We start from the raw sequence: 17,464 nt of genomic DNA on the forward strand, positions 1-17,464 counted from the left end.
CCTCTTCAGTGAGTTGCAGCAGCGATTTCGTCGAGCGCCATTTGCGCCAGAGGGGCCACCAGCCCCTTGAACGCCATTGCGTTCTCGTTCGATGCGTTTCCCGCCAGCGCACGGCTGTAAACACCCTGTGCAATCGCAGCCATCCGGAAAAAGGAAAACGCCAGATAGAAAGTCCAGTTTTCAATCTCCGGCAGGTCACGCAGCGAACAATACCGCTCGATCATCTCAGCTTCGGACGGGATGTTCAAAGCAGCGCGATCCAGCCCTTGCAGCCCCCGGATCAGACCGGTGGGCGGCAATCTGAGACACACACAGAAATAGCCCAGATCAGCCATCGGGTGGCCCAGCGTCGACAGTTCCCAATCCAGAACCGCGGTGATCTGCGGGGCATCCGAAGCGAAGATAAAATTGTCTATGCGAAAGTCACCGTGGATCAGACTGACCGAACCGTCACCATCGGGCAGGTTGCGGGACAGCCAGCCCATAAGCTGTTCCATCTCGGGAAGATTACTTGTTTCTGCGGCGCGATACTGTTTGGTCCAGCGGCTGTACTGGCGTTGGAAATAGTTTCCCGGCTTGCCGAAGTCCGACAGGCCGACGGCGCCTGTGTCAACCGAATGCAGCGCGGCCAGAACCCGGATCATTTCGTCGAACACCGGATGATGGTCGGCCACGTCCAACTCGGGCAGCGCCGGGTTCCAGAAGATACGGCCCTCCTGGAAGCTCATGACATAGAACATGGAACCGATGACTTCCGTGTCCTCACACAGCACGTAAGGTTTGGCGACCGGAACCGCAGTGCCATGAAGTGCCTTCAGAACACGATATTCCCGATCCACCGCATGGGCCGAAGGTAACAGGTCACCTGGCGGTTTGCGGCGCAGCACGTATTTCGAACCACCGGCCTTCAGCAGATAGGTTGGGTTCGACTGCCCGCCCGAAAACTTTTGATAGGACAATGGGCCGGCGAAGCCTTCGATATGGCGCCCCAAATATGTCGAAAGCCGCTCGGTATCGAGTTCGAGGCCGGATGAGGTCATGCATGAAACTCCGTATTCCGCCAGGATACGATTCAGCTTACCGCCCCCAATGACATTTGTGAAATTTACTTGCATGATCGCCGGTATAAATCTGGTGAATGACATGACGACCAAGCTCAACAAGATAGACCTGAACCTTTTTGTTATTTTTGACGCCATCTACACCGAACGAAATCTGACCCGCGTTGCCGAACGCCTGTCGATCACGCAACCGGCCGTCAGCAACGCCCTGACCCGGTTGCGCAAGACACTGAACGACCCGCTTTTCGTGAAGACCAGCACGGGGATGCAGCCCACGGCCCTGGCAGAGAGCATTTCGGACAGGATCTCAGCCGCTCTTCACCAGTTGCAAGCCGCATCGGCGCAGGGTGAACGGTTCGACCCGTTCACCAGCAAACGGCTGTTCCGGGTCAGTTTGGTCGATCTTCACAGCCTCATCATCCTGCCCGGGCTTTTGTCCGGGTTTCAGCGCACGGCACCCCAGGTCGAACTCAGCCTCGTGCGCATTCCCCGCCGGGATACGCGCAAGGCGTTACAGCAGGGCACGATCGATATCGCGTCGGACATTCCGATGCCGGACAGTTCGGATCTGATCAGCCGGGCCATCATGAAGGACCGCTATGTCTGTGCCATGCGACCCGACCACCCGCTGGGTTCGGGCCCATTGACGCTGGAGCGCTATCTTCAGCTGACACATCTGCATGTTTCCTCACGGCCTCAGGGGGCGAGTCCGGTCGACATCGTCCTGCGCAAACTGGGCGCACGGCGCAAACTCGGGCTTCAGATGCAAAGTTATCTGAACATCCGGGATATTCTGCACAAGACAGATATGGTTGCCACGCTGACCGAATGCAGCGCGCGTGAAATGGGGCTGCGCATGTTGAGGCTGCCGGTTGAAGTGCCTCCGATCGAACTTCGCCTTTATCGGCATATCCGGTCCGACGGCGACGAAGCCGTACAATGGATGTTCGACCAAATCGCAGGTCGCACCGTCAGCGCGAACGATACGGAACAGCATCATAGGGTCGATCAGAATTGATACGGAACCCCGGGCACCATGTGTCGTCAGGATATCAGAGGCGCCAACCGTCAGGTCCGCGAAACCTCAAGGTCGAAATCATCACGTATTGATCTGACTTTCAGACTTCTTGGGTAACGCGTCATAGGTCGCCTGAAGATAGGCAAAGCCATATCTTCGGTCAGGCTCCAGATGAGTCCCCTCTGCCCACTCGTTCCACGCGTTTATGAAAACGATTTTTTCGTCGGCACTGTATTTTTCCTGCGCAAGAACCTGGCGGCACAAATGTTCCGTCCAGCGCTTGTAGGCATCGATCGTGAACCGCCCCATAATCCGGGGGGCATCCTGATTGCGCGCGGTATTGTCCCACGAGAGCGTGGAGGACCGAAACAGCTTGTACCGGGGTTCCGGCTTTTGAAGCTCTGCCTCGACCACGGCTTGATAGTCCAGAACGGCACCCGTGAACTCTGGATTGTAGATCCCCATCTCATCCGTGATGTCGGTGCGCTTTACCTGATGCGGCGGGAACTCCATAGCAGCGTCAAAACCCAGTTTCTCGGGGTCGCCGATATCGAAAGTCTGGGCAGCTATGAGATACAGGTCCGGCTCGCCCCAGCTTTGTGCCTCTTTTCGCCAAGCCGCGGTTGTTTCCTCGATATTCGGTATGATGTTCGCTCGGTAAACGATGAAAACCGGCTTCCCATCTATCCGAATGTAGCGCGGATCATCAAAGTATTTGCGTATATGGCGGAGAAGGTTCAGGGAATCCTCGATCGAATGGTTCTGCGCGATAAGAATGTCGTGCGCCCGCCCGTCCCAGCGGCGTGTCCAGTTTTCGTTTGCCCATGTCAGGCAAAAAGGCATGTCGACTTCCGGATTGCCTAACATTTGTTCGAGCGGGTGCTCCATCAGGGTCTTTCCGCCGAACCAGTAGTAGTAATAGGAGAACCCTCCTATCCCGTAAGATTTCGCGATCCGCGCCTGTTCGACCATGATTTCTGGCAACCGCAAGTCGTAGTAACCCAGATGAATCGGACAATGAGGTTGGTAATGGCCCGGATAATTCGGAACGGCCTTTCCGACATTGGACCATTCGGTAAAGCCTTTGCCCCACCATTCATCATTCTCTTTGAAGGGATGAAATTGCGGCAGGTAATGCGCAATCGCCCGCACTGCGGGTTCAGCTTTAGCAGGCGGGTCGAAGGGTTTGAACTCTTCGGCCCGACCGATGGCTTCAAAACCCTGCCTGTTGGATTGCCCAGGTTTGTCCCAACCCCTTTTGGGGTCTCTTTTCTTGGCTGAATTTCTGAACCGCCTTGCCGTACGTGGCGACAAAGGTGGGCTGAGTTTCGACGCCGCAGTCAGCAAATAGTAAAGCAGGGTATCTTTGATGGACATGCAGTTTCTCGTACTAAGGCGCGTCGTGCCGACTATGACAAAGAAAACCTTTTTTTTCACGCAAAGCACGAGACAGAGTTGCATGAAAAGTACTTGGGACTTTCATGCAACTCAATCCAACGTGGTTTTCTATTTTGTACGGGCCGCGGACAGCCATTGCTTCAGCAAGCGACCGCTGACCGTATCACGCAAAAGGCGGAAAGCTCGTTTGGTCAACGGCTTATTGGCACCATATGGGACAGGATGCGCATTGCCTTCCGTAGTTTCGCCACGGCGCGAAATTTCGGGGACACCCACATGCGTCCAGCCGGTCAGCTTTGAACCTTGGAGAGCCGCCTTGGTCGCATGCAAAAACGCATGCCCGTACTCACGATCCGGTTCCAGATGACATCCTTCAGCCCATTCATTCCATGCATTCACAAAAACGAAACGTTCTTGGTCTGGGAAGTCTTGGGCGGTTTTGCGCAAGGCACGCGAAAGCCAATATTCATAGTTTTCCGGCGTTCCATTCAAAACGATCATGGCATTTTCTTTCCGCCGGGCAGTGTTGTCCCAGGACGGAAAAACCGATCGATGAACGTTGTTCTCAGGCCCATAGCTGTGACCCAGATACTGTTCTGCGATGTCGGAAAAATCGACGCAATGGCCTTGGAAATCGTCGAACAAGTCCACTTCTGGCGAGAGGTTGGGCACGTTGATGCTGTGGGGCGGGAACTCCACACCGGAATCAAACCCGTATGACGCGTAATCCCAGTTGCGGTGCGTCAGTGCACAGGCCAGATGTATTTTCGGAATTCCAACAGACGCGCAATAGTCACGCCAAACCTGCACGGTTTTGCGCGAGTTCTTCAGATGCTGCGGCCGATAAACAATTAGGAACGGAGCGCCATCTACCGTTATGTAGCGGGGATCCCGGAAAAACGGCTCGATCGACTTAATGAACTCCAGATCATCTTCTGGCTTGTATTTCTGTTCAATGAGAATCTCGTGCTCGGCCGCATCCCAGCGGCGCGTCCAGTTCTCATTCGCCCAGCAAAGGCAGAACGGCATATCGCTTTCGGGATCCGCAAGCATTTCGTCGACGGGCCGCTCAAGAAGTCTTTTCCCGGAAAACCAGTAATAGTGGTAGCAGAATCCATCAATTCCGCTGGCTTTGGCCATCTCGATCTGCTCAAGCCGCGTTTCGCGGACCCGCAGGTCATAAAACCCCAGATCCGTAGGAAGATGAGGTTGATAATGCCCGGTGAAAAGCGGCTTGGCTTTTGCGACATTTGTCCACTCGGTGAACCCTTTGCCCCACCATTCATCATTCTCCGGGATCGGGTGGAACTGAGGAAGGTAGAAGGCAATTGTCCTGATATTGCCGAATTCACGATCCGCGGTGTTTGTGGACATTACTTCTTCAACCCCAACAGCCGCGCCAGCGATTTTTTTTTCTTCTTGGCCAGTGGGCCGGGCTCGACTCGGGAAGCGGTGCTCGTGTCCACCGGCCCGATAGTCGATTGCAAATCAATCTCTTCGGACAGGGGCAGGCCTGCCATCATGTTGGTCCAATGCTGCCGGGTCTCTTCATCGGGTTGTTCGACGGGCAAGCCCATCAGGTAGATGTCATTTTCCGCACGCTCTTTGGGGACAGATCTGCTTACGACCTGAAAGACATGGGAATAGCGATTGCGCTGCAAAGCAGCCTGAACATCCTGTGGCAAACGGCTCCAGCGTTGACAAAACTCCGTCATCTCTGGCGTACGAACCACGAACTCAGCTTGTTCAATGCTCATACCCTGCGAATTAAGCAGATGCTGTACGTTTTTGATGCCGAAAAACCGGACATGGGTCCGATCCAGCAGGCCCCAGTCACGGTATTCGAAATCTTCATCGACAAGACAACCGGCAATGGCTGCATGGCCAACATGCGGCAACGAAAGAATCACCGATCCCGTGTCGTTCAACAGCGATTTCATGCCTGAAAGAACGCTCCAGGGGTCGTAAACGTGTTCCAGAACGTCCGCTGCGATCACGTAGTCGAATACCCCGTCTTTCTCACGAACGATGTCACTCCATGAAGCATCGTTGAGATCCATCGGGTACACAGAACGTGCAAACGGCTTTAGCTTTTCGATCGCCGAAGGGTCGATCTCAAGCGCCACAACATCACATTCCAATGTGCCGGAAAGATGGCGTGTGATCGAACCTGGCCCGGCCCCGATCTCAAGCACCTTGGACCCGGGCTTTACCATGCGCAGCACGCGTGCGGGTGCTACATCACTGTTCATATCAATATCGTATTCGTAAGTGTGTCTATCGCTCACTGCAATTCTTCCGTGATGCTTATTTTGTGCTTCAATTCGGCTGCTATATAGTTTGGTCTGGTTCTGCAATCCCCAATACCAAACCGATACGTAAGGCTTTGGATGTTGTACCCTAATTATGCTCAGTTCAGCAGTCACTGTTGCACAAAACTCCTTTAGCAGCAATGACCCCTCGCCCGGGGGTTGTTCACACCAATTACGCTGTGCAACCAACGTCTAAGAAACCTATTTTGACTGAGTTCTGTTTTGTAGCCTTTTCAGCAAAAGTACCGATGCACGCATGAGCGTCGAATGGAGCCTCGTGGTTTCCTGCCGAATTTCAGTGGAGGTATGCTTAATACATTTTTTCAATAACTTACCGATATCTCGAGAAACCACGGTTTGAGCACTTTATGGCTTGCAATTGCGCGCTGGATGCTGAGCGGAAAGGCTTGCGTCTGCAACAATTTGCTGAGCCTACAGATCACCGCCAACGCATTCACCCTGGCAAATAGATTACGCCAGAATTCCGATATCGCCTTAAGGGCATGTAACGACTTACTGGTTTCAACCCGGCGACAAGCAACAATCTGCTCATTCACCACGGCCGCCGGAAATCGAAAAAATCCAAGGAGGAAATCCTGCCGCTCCGATCAAAAAAGGCTTTGCATCCCCTAACGCGGCTTTGCCATTCTGCCATGCTTGATGATCGGTTTTCTGCCTTCGTCTCACCGGGGAAAAACCATTTCAATCATTTCTCAGATTGCCGCCGCTGAACGCACAAGATCACGGACCGTATTCAGCACCCCGGGTCCGTCGTACTGGAACCGGGGTTGACCCTAACTGTGTTTGCGAGGAAGTAACGATCAGGTCCATTCCACAGATACGGCAGGCAGGATTGTCACAGATTACGATCATAAGCGTTTGTTACAACAGCAGTGGTGTTCTGCCCGAGATGCTGAATTCCATCCCAGAGGGCGTGCCGACAATTTTGGTCGACAATGGCTCGGATGATATAGAAGCGGTTCGGCAAATGGCCGAGGCACATGGCGCAACTCTGATCGAAAGCCCCGACAACATCGGGTTTGGCCGCGCATGCAACCTTGGTGCCGCCAAGGCGACAACGGACCTGCTTTTATTTCTGAACCCGGATTCCCACTTGCTGCCCGGAGCATTGGACGCGTTGCAAGAGGGGGCCGACAATCATCCCGATGCGTCAGCCTTCAACCCTGCAATTCTGGACCGGAAGGGGGCACCTCGTTTCAGGCGATACAGTGTGATCATTCCCCGAAATGAAACCCTGCCCAGGAAAACAGCCGATTCCGACTTTGAATTGCCGGTCCTCGTCGGCGCCGCCTTCCTGGTCCGCCGCGAAGCGTTCGAAGCGGTCGGCGGGTTTGATCCCAAAATCTTTCTGTATCATGAAGACGATGATCTGAGCCTGCGGCTCAAAGCCGTTTGCGGGCCACTTTACTACGTTCACAACGCTCAGATGCGCCACGCCAGAGGCAAATCCTCGCCGGGAAGCCCAGCCATCGCTGGCCTGAAGGGCTGGTATATGGGGCAATCGCGCGTTTACGTCGCCCGCAAGCATGAAGTCCCGATGGCCTTCGGTCGGGCCCTGGCATCGGCGCTACTGCAAGTGCTGTCTCCGGCTGTGTTGTTTTCAGCGAGAAAACGCGCCAAACAATGGGCCTTCTTGCGCGGCGTTTGGCATGGACGGAATGCCCGACCAGCCCCGTTCAGACCTTGATCACAAAGCGTCAAGCAGTTTGCAGCCCACGCAAATTCCAGCCTGAACACGTAACCATGAGACAGGTCGCGGCCTAGCTCAGAAGCCCTTTCAGATAGGTGCCGTAAGTGGACTTGGCGAACAGGCGCGCGCGAGCCTCAAGAGCCTCGTCGTCGATCCAGCCATTTGCCCATGCGATTTCATCCAGGCTACCGGTCTGCATACCCTGACGTTCCGTGATCGTGCGCACGAAATTTCCCGCATCCAGCAAAGACCCGTGCGTGCCGGTATCCAGCCAGGCAAAACCGCGCCCCATGGTCTGCACATCCAGCAAACCTTCGTCCAGATACATTTCCAGCAGCGACGTGATTTCCAGCTCGCCGCGATCTGACGGTTTGACCTCATGTGCGCGGGCCGGAGCGTCGCCATCCAGAAAATAAAGACCCGTCACCGCGTAATTCGACGGAGGCACCTTGGGTTTTTCGACGATCGCGCGGGCTTTATTCCCTTGGAAATCCACAACGCCGTAGCGTTCTGGATCAGCAACCCGGTACGCAAAAACCGTACCGCCGCGCTTCAGTTGATCCGCCTCAAGCAGCAGGTCCGGAAGGCCATGTCCGAAGAAGATGTTGTCACCCAGAATCAACGCTGACGGGGCACCGTCCAGAAAATCCTCGGCCAGAGTATAAGCCTGCGCCAGACCGTCAGGAGACGGTTGCACGATCCATTTCAAGGACAACCCGTATTGACTGCCATCCCCCAACAGGCGCTGAAACTGATCCTGATCCTGGGGGGTGGTGATGATCGCGATTTCGCGGATCTGCGACAGCATCAAAACACTCAGCGGATAAAAGATCATCGGCTTGTCGTAGATCGGCAGCAATTGCTTGGAAATCGCCATGGTGATCGGGTAAAGCCGGGTTCCGGACCCACCGGCAAGAATAATGCCTTTGCGCTGCATAATCTGTCCTTTCAAGGTTCAGCTGGTCGCTGACTTCAACTCGCTCAATATCTCGGCCAGTCCGGCTTTCCAGTCGGGTCTCTGGATTCCGAACACATTTTCCAGCCGCGAACAGTCCATACGTGAGTTCAGCGGGCGCGGCGCTGGCGTTGGGTAAGCCTCGGTTGGAATATCCTCGATTTCGACCGACAAGCCGGATTGAGAAACAGTTTCACGGGCGAAATCCGCCCAGCTGGCATCAGGTGCACCGGAATAGTGAAACACCCCACCTTTGGCTTCGAGGCCAACCTTGGCCATTTTCAGCAAGGTTTCGGCGATGTCTGCAGCAGGTGTTGGCCCGCCGATCTGATCTGCGACGATGGTCAGCTTGTCACGGGTTTCTGCCAGTCGGAGAATGGTCTTTGCAAAGTTCTTTCCGTGGGCCGAAAACACCCAGCTTGTGCGCAAAATGGCATAGTGGCCGCCAGCCTCTGCGATCTGGTGTTCGCCGTCCAGCTTGGTTCGACCATAGGCCCCCAAGGGCCCGGTCGGGTCATCGGTGTTCCAGGGGGTCGTACCAGAGCCGTCAAAAACGTAATCCGTGGAAATATGCAGAAAAGGCAGGTCGCGGGCCGCGGCGGCGCGCGCCATTGCACCGGGTGAATCTCCGTTGATCCGTTGCGCCAGGTCGCTTTCTTCTTCGGCCTTGTCCACCGCCGTATAGGCGGCCGCATTGATGATCACGTCCGCATCCGTATGCCGGATGGCGTCTGCACATTGCGACGGGTCAGACAGGTCCGCCGCGGCGCGATCCAGAGCTTCAACCAAGACACCATGCGCCTGTCCGCGACGCCGCAACTCGGTCGCCACCTGCCCCCCGTGGCCGAACACCAGCGCCTTCATTTGGCAACACCCAGCCGCTCACCCACGCCACTGCGGGCCTGCAAGGCGTTCAGCCATGCGCTGTTGTCCAGATACCACTGAACCGTCTGTTCCAGCCCGGTTTCGGGCGTGTAGGAGGGACGCCAGTTCAGTTCGGTGCGAATCCGGGTCGGATCGATGGCATAACGCTGATCGTGACCGGGGCGATCAGCGACGAACGTGATCAAATCCGCATAGGGCGTTTCACCCGGCTTGAGGCGATCCAGGATCGAACACAGCATTCTGACAAGATCAAGATTGGTCATCTCATTCTCGCCACCGATATTGTAGCCGCGGCCCAGTTCACCCTTTTCGAGCACCAGCAACAGGGCTTCGGCATGGTCATCGACATGCAGCCAGTCGCGAATGTTGTCGCCTTTCCCGTAAATCGGGATCGGTTTGCCTGCCAGCGCGCTGAGGATGACAACGGGGATCAGCTTTTCCGGAAACTGGTAGGGGCCGTAGTTGTTGGAGCAATTGGTAAGAACCACTGGCAGGCCGTATGTTTCGCGCCACGCCCGCACGAGATGATCCGATCCCGCTTTCGAGGCCGAATAGGGTGAGTTCGGCTGGTATGGGCTGTCTTCGGTGAAAAACCCGGTTTTACCCAAGGACCCAAAGACCTCGTCGGTTGATATATGATGAAACCGGAAATGCTCGGGCCGGCCGGCACCCACCCAATAGGCGCGTGCGGCTTCCAGCAATACATAAGTACCGGTCAGGTTCGTGTCGATGAACGCGGCCGGGCCATCGATCGAACGGTCAACATGGCTTTCAGCGGCCAGATGCATGATCGCGTCTGGCTGGTGCCTGTCCAGTATCGCCGACATGGCGGCGGCATCCCGGATATCCGCATGTTCAAAAACGTATCCCGGCGCATCCGCAACAGAGGCAACATTGTCCAGACAGGCCGCGTAGGTCAGGGCATCGACATTGACGACCGAATGCCCATCGGCAATCGCGCGACGGATAACGGCAGAGCCGATAAAGCCCGCCCCGCCCGTAACCAGAATTTTCATTGTGTGTCCTCGAATACAAAAGGAGATTCAATTTCGCGCAGAAGTGGTGCGATCCGATCTTTGTCGGACAGCTGGGGTTCTGAATTGCTCTGTGGCCATTCTATGCCGATATCGGGATCGTCCCAACGAACCGCGCCTTCGGTTTCCGGCGCGTAGGTATCAGAACACTTGTAGACGATCTCGGTCTCCGGCTCCAACGTCACGAACCCATGCGCGAACCCCGCAGGAACCAACAGCATCCGCCCGTTCTCGAAACTCAGTTCTTCACCGACCCAGTGACCATAGGTGGGCGAGCCTTTGCGGATATCGACCGCGACATCAAACAGCCGCCCACGACCGCAGCGCACCAGCTTGGCCTGCGCCCTTGGCGGAGCCTGAAAATGCAATCCGCGGACCGTGTTCACCGTGCTCGAAAGGGAATGATTGTCCTGAACGAATTGCGTATGAATCCCTTGTGCCGCAAAACTGTCGGCATTGTAGGTTTCCTCAAAGAACCCGCGATGATCGCCAAAACGCTTCGGGGTGATCAGTTTCACTTCCGGAATGGAAAGCGCCAATATTTCCATTGTTACTAATTTTCATCTCTGTGTTGATGTCTCGGCCTGCTATGTCACATTTGCTCCACCGACGCCAAGACCTATGTTGTCCGATCAGCAATTTGAGCGGCTTATCGGTTCTGAAGGTCAGGCGATTATCGCAGGCAAGTTGCGATTCTGGTAGAATTCATTGAAATTATTGGACCATCTCCGCATGAAAACACAGGGATGGAACAGATAGTGAAGCCGCAAGCGCGACAACGCTTGGGTCGAAACCAGAAGCACCGCGACATGGGGCAGCATTCGAGCGATGAGGCTGAGGCGCGTCCATTTGGCCGCAAAAGCCACTCCGCACCTTACTGCTTAAAAAAGGTACAAGTCTGCTTTGGCCGAGATATCTTTCGGCGCTCAGGCCGCTTCGAGATTTCCCAACAAGACGGAGGTCATGTCCACGTTGATGACCCCATCCACCGCCACGACGTCGACACCCGTCTGATAGGTTACATTGTCCTTGGTAATCCCTGAAAGGTCCGCGTTCTCATCCAGAAATACCCATTCAGGGCCATGGGCCGTGGGCTGCCCAACGGCGACTTGCAAAATTGCAAGCGCATCCAGGGCGTTTACAGTGCCATCTGTGTTGACGTCTGCGGCTATCAGGTTTTCCGCGGTCGCAGGACCCCATGTCGGATCAAGACCAACCGAGATGCGCAACACTTGCAAAGCGTCCAGCGCGTCAATCTTTCCGCTTGCCGTGGAATAGTATTTGGTGATGTCCAGCACTCCGGGAAAGGTGCCATCGGGCAATTCCAGATCGAACCGCCCCTGATCATCTGCGGTGCCGGATACCGTGCCCCCGCCGTCCGGCGTGAACCGGATTTCCGCATCCGTCAGCCCCGGATTCGCAGCCTCGCTGTCCACCGTAATCTGCCCGACCAATCCACCAGAGCTGCCCGGTGTCTGCCCGCCCAGGTCCCCGAAATCTACCGGGATGTGATCCGGTCCGGCGAAGCCTGCGCCAAAGATATCCGTGCTTGTCAAAGCGCCGCCCGAGGCGGATTGGACCTGCACGACCTCGCCACGATATTCGATCTGAGCCCCGTTTGCCGTGCTGGTAAAGGTCAGTTGCTGAGGCGACCGCAACAACGGGTAGTCGAACATATCCAGACGATCCACGCCCGCCTGAAAATCGGTTATTGTGGTCAGACCACTACCGGACTGCATCACGAAGATGTCGGCCCCTGCACCACCCGACATCGTCGTCGCACCCTTCCCCGCGATGAGAATGTCGTCTCCGGCGCCTCCCAACAGGGTCGTGTCCAGTATACCGCCGCTGAGGATATCGTCCGACGCGCTCCCGTTTACGGTACCGAACCCCTTGCGCACCACACCCAGATCATCGACCGGGACCGTCAGGACGTTCACCCCGGCATCCTGTTGTGACGTCACGAGAATTTGCAGCTCGTCGCCCACATGTGCAACCGCCAGCGATTCGACATTCTGCAATCCACTGGCCAGCGTATCCTCGAAACTGTCCATATGAACAAGTTGACCTTCGGGTGTCAAAGTGAACAGAGACAGGCCATCATCGCCGCCGCCTGCAACCACAAAGACCCGACCGTTCACGTCTATGACCTCCAGATCCTGAACCGATTCAAACCGCGTATGAAGCGTATCAAGCACATGGTCCGTCGCCTTCAAACTTCCATCGCTGTTCAATTGAAGAACACTGAGAGAGTTGCTTACGGACCCCGCCACCACGACCCAGGATTTACCGTATGCCTCTACGGTCTCGACATCCGTTGGAGTAGAAACACCAAGGGTTCCGAGCGCCGAATCATTGTTGATCTCGGTTAAAGTGCCGGTGCCGGAATCGATGCGATATGTCGAGACAGAGTTTGTTGCCGCGTCACTTGAGATCAGAAAATGTTCCGAACCCAACCGCAACGTCTGCATGGCATCCGCTGTGCCGGCAATCAAACCCGCAAGACTGAGCGTCCCGTTCGCGTTCACATGGTAGGTTCCGATATTGCCTGTATCCTCATGCGCCATCGCAAGGACACCCGAAGACCCAAGTGAAAACTGTACGATGGCCGAGATATCTCCGCCTCCGTTGAGCACACCCGTTTCCTTCAGGTTACCGATCGTTCCGTCCGCGTTCACGTCATACCCGACCAGGCCCGTGGCAGTGTTGATGTCGAGCGCAATCTGCTCGGTTCCCGCCAGCGTTATCGACGTGGCACTGCACCCCACCTGGAAGGTGATCGAACCGCTGTAATACTCGGTATCAACCAGCTGCGGCAGGGCACCGTCGACCAGCCGCCAGACCGCGACGCCGCCACCCGGGCCGGTCACCGTGTAGAGATACGTATTCCCGTTAAGCGTTTTTAAAGCCGTATCGCCGATACCTGAATCGAGCGCCGTGCTCCCCGTTGCCACTACACTTTCGAACTGAAGCATCACAGCCATCACCTCCCGCGCCACCCCTGGCAGTTACGGCAAGATGACCAGATGAGCAGACCGAAACCGAAGCAGAATTGTGGTGAAAACGAGAAGTTCGGTTTCAGTTTAACTCAATTTTTTCAGGTCCGATCGCAACGGCAACAAATGGGAAAGACAGATGAGCAAAACGCCAAACAGCACATCCTTTCCTGTTGCGATGATCGCGGACACCACATGCGAGGGCAAGATGACCAAAGCACCTGAGGCCAACAATCGTCCGGCGGCTGACTCAACGGACGGAGATCGCAAATCTCAAGTTCAACAATGGATCAATGGTAAGCTTGGTCGTTGGGCGGGTCGAGGCGCGGCTGGCGGCCTCATGTCCACTTTGATGGCATTGCCTGCCTTGTCACAAGCAACCATCGAAGAGCTTTACGCCTTCCAGTTCGCAGAGACAATACCGGGTGTACGCTCCGCCAAGTTGCTGAAAAACGGCGATGTTCTTCTGAAAATGGCAGACGGTCGGACCATGATCGTGGCGGCGGAAAACGTGCAGGTTCTGGACAGCGGCGCAATCATGATTGCGGAAGCGGCGGTTGCTGAAATCGCCCAGTTCAGCGCAGCTGAAGCCGGTGCAGCAGCTGGCGGAATCAGCGGCGCCGGGGCTGCATTGGGCGGCCTCGGGCTGGCCGGCGCAGCTGCCGCTGCGGGCGGGGGCGGTGGCGGCAGCGGCGATTCCCCGGAACCTGTCGCGCCAGCGCCTAAACCCCAACCCCAACCGGAACCGAGCTATACCAGCCTGAACCTGGCCGAACTTCAGGCAACGGCATTGAACAGTGCCATTACCAATGCCGCCGCACCCGAAGGAACATCGACAGTCGAGGTCACCATAGGTTCGCTGGTCAAAACCGTAACACCCAACGATGACGGCAGTTGGAGCATTTCTCTCACTGCGGCCGAAGCAAATGCGCTTCCGCAAGGCGTCTCTACGGTGACAGTCAGACATCTGGACGATTCAGGCACGGAACTGTCCAGCGAATCCGTCAAGTTCGATATTGATACAATTCCGCCAACCCTGTCGATCACCGGGTTTTCCGATGGCGCTGTTTTGAATGCGATCGAACAGGCAACGGATCTGACGGTCACCGGAACAACCGATGCAGAAGACGGGCAGACCGTTACCGTCTCAATGAACGGGCAAAACTATTCGGGCACGGTATCCAATGGACAATGGAGCGTCACCGTTCCCGCAGCAGACCTCTCGGCCCTTCCTGATGGCGCGACGATTGCCGTTACCGCGGATGTTGCTGACGCGGCGGGAAATCCCGCACCACAGGCGAGCGGGAGCTTCGATACTGATTTCACTGCACCAACTGTTTCTCTGGATCCCGTGGCTGGCGGCTCGATAGAACTGATCGACGTAGCCGGCGACCTGGCCTTGACCGGTTCCACCACGGCAGAGGATGGTCAGACCATCATCGTTACGTTCAACGGACAAGTGCACACAGGCACCGCTTCTGGCGGAAGCTGGAGTGTAACGATCCCCAATTCCGATCTGAGCAGTCTTTCCACCGGAGTACCTGCATCTGTTCTGGTAGCCGTCGAGGACGTGTCGGGCAATCCGGCAGTGCCGCTTCTAGTATCGGTTCCCGTAGACCTGACCGGTCCTTCCATTTCGATAACACCGCTTCCTGTTGGTTCCGTACTGAACGCAACCGAAGCCGGATCCGACTTGACCATCAGCGGGCTGACGTCAAATGTTGAGGATGGTCAGCAAGTTACCGTAACCCTCGATGGTCAAACATATTCCGGAACAGTATCCGGCGGGGCCTGGAACGTGACTGTGCCAGCTGGGGATCTGGCGTCCTTGTCGGATGGAGGCAACTTCTCTGTTACCGCAGATGTCGACGACGCCAGTGGCGTGACGGCACCGCAGGCCGCAGTGACACTTTCCAAGGATGTGACCGCGCCGACGCTCAGCATCGACAGTTTCTCGGACGGAGCTGTCATGAATGCAGCCGAGCGGGCCACGGATCTTTCCATCTCGGGCAGTACGACAGCTGAAGACGGGCAAATCGTAACCGTCAGTCTGAACGGGCAGTCCCATAGCGCAACGGTTTCCGGCGGCAATTGGAGCGTAACTGTACCTGCTTCGGATCTGGCAGGTCTATCTGACGCGTCGACCGTCACCGTGACCGCTGATGTCTCGGACGCTGCCGGGAATCCGGCACTGCAAGCGAACAACAGCTTTACCACCGATTTCACGCCACCGACGATCGGAATTTCAACCGTATCCGACGGGGCCGTCATGAACGCCGCTGAACAAGGAACCGACCTGACGGTGTCAGGAACTTCCGATGCGCCGGACGGAACAGTTGTTACCGTCGAAATCACGCGCGCTGACGGCACTACGGACGTCACCGGAACGTCTACGGTAACCGGGGGTACTTGGACCTATACGGCAACCGTGACAGATTTGTCTGCCCTGCAAGACAACGAGACTTACAATATCAATGCGTCGATCTCGGACGCGGCGGGAAACAACAATCAAACCACGACAAGCTTTGCCACTGACTTTACAGCACCTTCGATAACCATAAACAGTCTGCCTGTGGGTGCCGTGTTGGACGTGACCGAGAGGGGCGTGGATCTTGCAATCTCAGGCACGACCACGGCTGAAGATGGCCGGCCCGTTTCGGTCACATTCGGCGGGCAAACCTATACAGGCGTTGCATCAAATGGTTCGTGGGCAGTTACCGTTCCAGCAAGTGATCTTGGAATGCTCTCTGACGGAACGAGCTATACCATTTCCGCCACTGTTGACGATCTGGCAGGAAACAGCTCGGCCGCGGCGAACAGCTCACTTTCCACAGATTTTCGCCCCCTGTTGACGTTGAACGATGTCGGGGTCAACAATTCGATTGGTCTTGCCGATGCCAAAGCTTCCGGAATTACTCTCGGCGGGTCATCGACCGGATTGTCAATCGGCCAGTCGGTGGATGTCACGTTAAACGGCAGTTCGGTCGGATCTGCAACGGTGGCCGCAGACGGATCCTGGTCGCTGGCTGTCGCGGCGTCCGACTTTTCGGCAGTGGAGGCAGGTGTTGACCTTGTCTTTTCCGCGCAGGCGACCGTCGCGGGTGGACCAGATCCGCTGCCGGTTTCCGAGCAGGCCGTTGCGCATGAACCCGCCGCCTATGTGATCTCTGAAGTTGGGCGCTCGGGATCTACGGTGACATTCGCAATCCATGCCGAAGCCGACCGCGACATCTCTGGCGGTCTGGCTTTGACGGCAGAGCTTGGATTTGACCCTTCGGTTGTCACATTCAACACGGTGTCGGTTTCGGAAAACAACGCCTTCGATTTGTTCTTGGCCAGCCCGGGCGCCGGGGGCGCGATGAATTTTGCTGGCGCGGCGACAACCTTTACAGATCTTTCTCAGCCGCTTGTCACTTTCACGATGACGATCCAGGACGCCAGCCAGCCTATTGAGCTGACAATCAAAACGTCTGATGGCGGACCAACGACAGTGCAGTTTGGCACCAATGGCGATGACACGCTCACCGCTGCGAATACGGACACTATCACGCGCGGCGGCGACGGCGACGATACCATTGATGTTTCTGCAGCAGGGCGAGACATCGTCGTCTTCGAGGCCGACCCGGCCAGCAATGGTACAGACGCTGTGACTGGCTTTACGATTGGCCCGGCTGCGGATGTAACCGACGCACTGATGTTCCACGGGCTGGACACCAATACGCTTCGCGGTGATGGCACCGGATTCGAATTGCTTTCCACCGGAGACACGTTGGGCACGAACACCGGATTTGTCGGCCTCAGCACGGTACTCACCGACCTCAACCTCAGCACAATCGAAGCCGCTGTCGAGAGTCTTGCCGGAGTCATGGCGGGCGATGAGCTTTACGTGATGGCAACCGACGGAACAGACAGTGTTCTGGTCAAGGTAGATTTCCAGGCGGCGAACGATGCCAGCGTTGAGACCGTGGCCACGTTCCAAGACCTGAGCGATCTGAGCGGCCTGACCGCAGAAAACATCCTGCACACCGACCCGACCGGGGCAACGGCCTGATCCAGACCGGCGCACATACAGACGTAATTCAACATCATGAGGC

Annotated in this window: 12 protein-coding genes; 3 read left to right on the forward strand and 9 right to left on the reverse strand. The window is 56.2% G+C overall.

Going from position 1 to position 17,464, the window contains the following annotated elements; translation table 11 throughout:
- Positions 1–5: 5 nt before the first annotated feature.
- Positions 6–1,040 (reverse strand): phosphotransferase family protein, encoded by a 1,035-nt coding sequence (locus tag ACR0A2_RS14745; RefSeq protein WP_171331462.1) that lies wholly within the window; start codon positions 1,038–1,040, stop codon positions 6–8.
- A 73-nt stretch (positions 1,041–1,113) separates the two neighbouring features.
- Here ACR0A2_RS14745 and ACR0A2_RS14750 point away from each other — a divergent pair, with 73 nt between their 5' ends.
- Positions 1,114–2,079 carry a LysR family transcriptional regulator gene (locus tag ACR0A2_RS14750; RefSeq protein ID WP_480835770.1) on the forward strand — a complete coding sequence of 322 codons (966 nt, stop codon included), beginning with the start codon at positions 1,114–1,116 and terminating at the stop codon, positions 2,077–2,079.
- An 81-nt stretch (positions 2,080–2,160) separates the two neighbouring features.
- Here ACR0A2_RS14750 and ACR0A2_RS14755 read toward each other — a convergent pair whose 3' ends face one another.
- The 3 genes from ACR0A2_RS14755 to ACR0A2_RS14765 all read right to left on the reverse strand — a co-directional run bounded on the left by ACR0A2_RS14755 (position 2,161) and on the right by ACR0A2_RS14765 (position 5,903).
- Positions 2,161–3,456 carry a glycosyltransferase WbsX family protein gene (locus ACR0A2_RS14755; protein ID WP_480835771.1) on the reverse strand — a complete coding sequence of 432 codons (1,296 nt, stop codon included), beginning with the start codon at positions 3,454–3,456 and terminating at the stop codon, positions 2,161–2,163.
- A 129-nt stretch (positions 3,457–3,585) separates the two neighbouring features.
- Positions 3,586–4,851, reverse strand: coding sequence for a glycosyltransferase WbsX family protein (locus tag ACR0A2_RS14760; RefSeq protein ID WP_171640961.1), 1,266 nt, complete (start codon positions 4,849–4,851; stop codon positions 3,586–3,588).
- Complete coding sequence (locus tag ACR0A2_RS14765) at positions 4,851–5,903, reverse strand: class I SAM-dependent methyltransferase (protein ID WP_171331466.1); 1,053 nt, start codon at positions 5,901–5,903, stop codon at positions 4,851–4,853. Before ACR0A2_RS14765 ends, ACR0A2_RS14760 begins: the two co-directional genes overlap by 1 nt.
- Before the next feature lie 739 nt (positions 5,904–6,642).
- Here ACR0A2_RS14765 and ACR0A2_RS14770 point away from each other — a divergent pair.
- Positions 6,643–7,497 (forward strand): glycosyltransferase family 2 protein, encoded by an 855-nt coding sequence (locus ACR0A2_RS14770; RefSeq protein ID WP_480835773.1) that lies wholly within the window; start codon positions 6,643–6,645, stop codon positions 7,495–7,497.
- Between the two features lie 73 nt (positions 7,498–7,570).
- Here the strand turns inward: ACR0A2_RS14770 and rfbA are convergent, their stop codons facing one another.
- The 5 genes from rfbA to ACR0A2_RS14795 all read right to left on the reverse strand — a co-directional run bounded on the left by rfbA (position 7,571) and on the right by ACR0A2_RS14795 (position 13,358).
- Complete coding sequence (gene rfbA / locus ACR0A2_RS14775) at positions 7,571–8,437, reverse strand: glucose-1-phosphate thymidylyltransferase RfbA (protein ID WP_171640957.1); 867 nt, start codon at positions 8,435–8,437, stop codon at positions 7,571–7,573.
- An 18-nt stretch (positions 8,438–8,455) separates the two neighbouring features.
- Positions 8,456–9,319 (reverse strand): dTDP-4-dehydrorhamnose reductase, encoded by an 864-nt coding sequence (gene rfbD / locus ACR0A2_RS14780; protein ID WP_480835774.1) that lies wholly within the window; start codon positions 9,317–9,319, stop codon positions 8,456–8,458.
- The gene (gene rfbB / locus ACR0A2_RS14785) at positions 9,316–10,356 is read right to left on the reverse strand and encodes a dTDP-glucose 4,6-dehydratase (RefSeq protein ID WP_480835775.1); all 1,041 of its coding nucleotides are present in this window, start codon (positions 10,354–10,356) and stop codon (positions 9,316–9,318) included. Before rfbB ends, rfbD begins: the two co-directional genes overlap by 4 nt.
- Positions 10,353–10,922, reverse strand: coding sequence for a dTDP-4-dehydrorhamnose 3,5-epimerase (gene rfbC / locus ACR0A2_RS14790; RefSeq protein WP_171640951.1), 570 nt, complete (start codon positions 10,920–10,922; stop codon positions 10,353–10,355). Before rfbC ends, rfbB begins: the two co-directional genes overlap by 4 nt.
- Positions 10,923–11,300: 378 nt before the next feature.
- Positions 11,301–13,358, reverse strand: a complete 2,058-nt coding sequence (locus ACR0A2_RS14795; RefSeq protein WP_480835777.1) for a dockerin type I domain-containing protein — start codon at positions 13,356–13,358, stop codon at positions 11,301–11,303.
- A 151-nt stretch (positions 13,359–13,509) separates the two neighbouring features.
- Between ACR0A2_RS14795 and ACR0A2_RS14800 the strand changes: the two genes are divergently transcribed.
- A complete protein-coding gene (locus tag ACR0A2_RS14800) occupies positions 13,510–17,421 on the forward strand; it encodes an Ig-like domain-containing protein (protein WP_480835779.1) in 3,912 nt (1,303 codons plus the stop codon).
- The last annotated feature ends 43 nt before the right edge of the window (positions 17,422–17,464 follow it).

Source organism: Ruegeria sp. H8, from assembly GCF_056532905.1.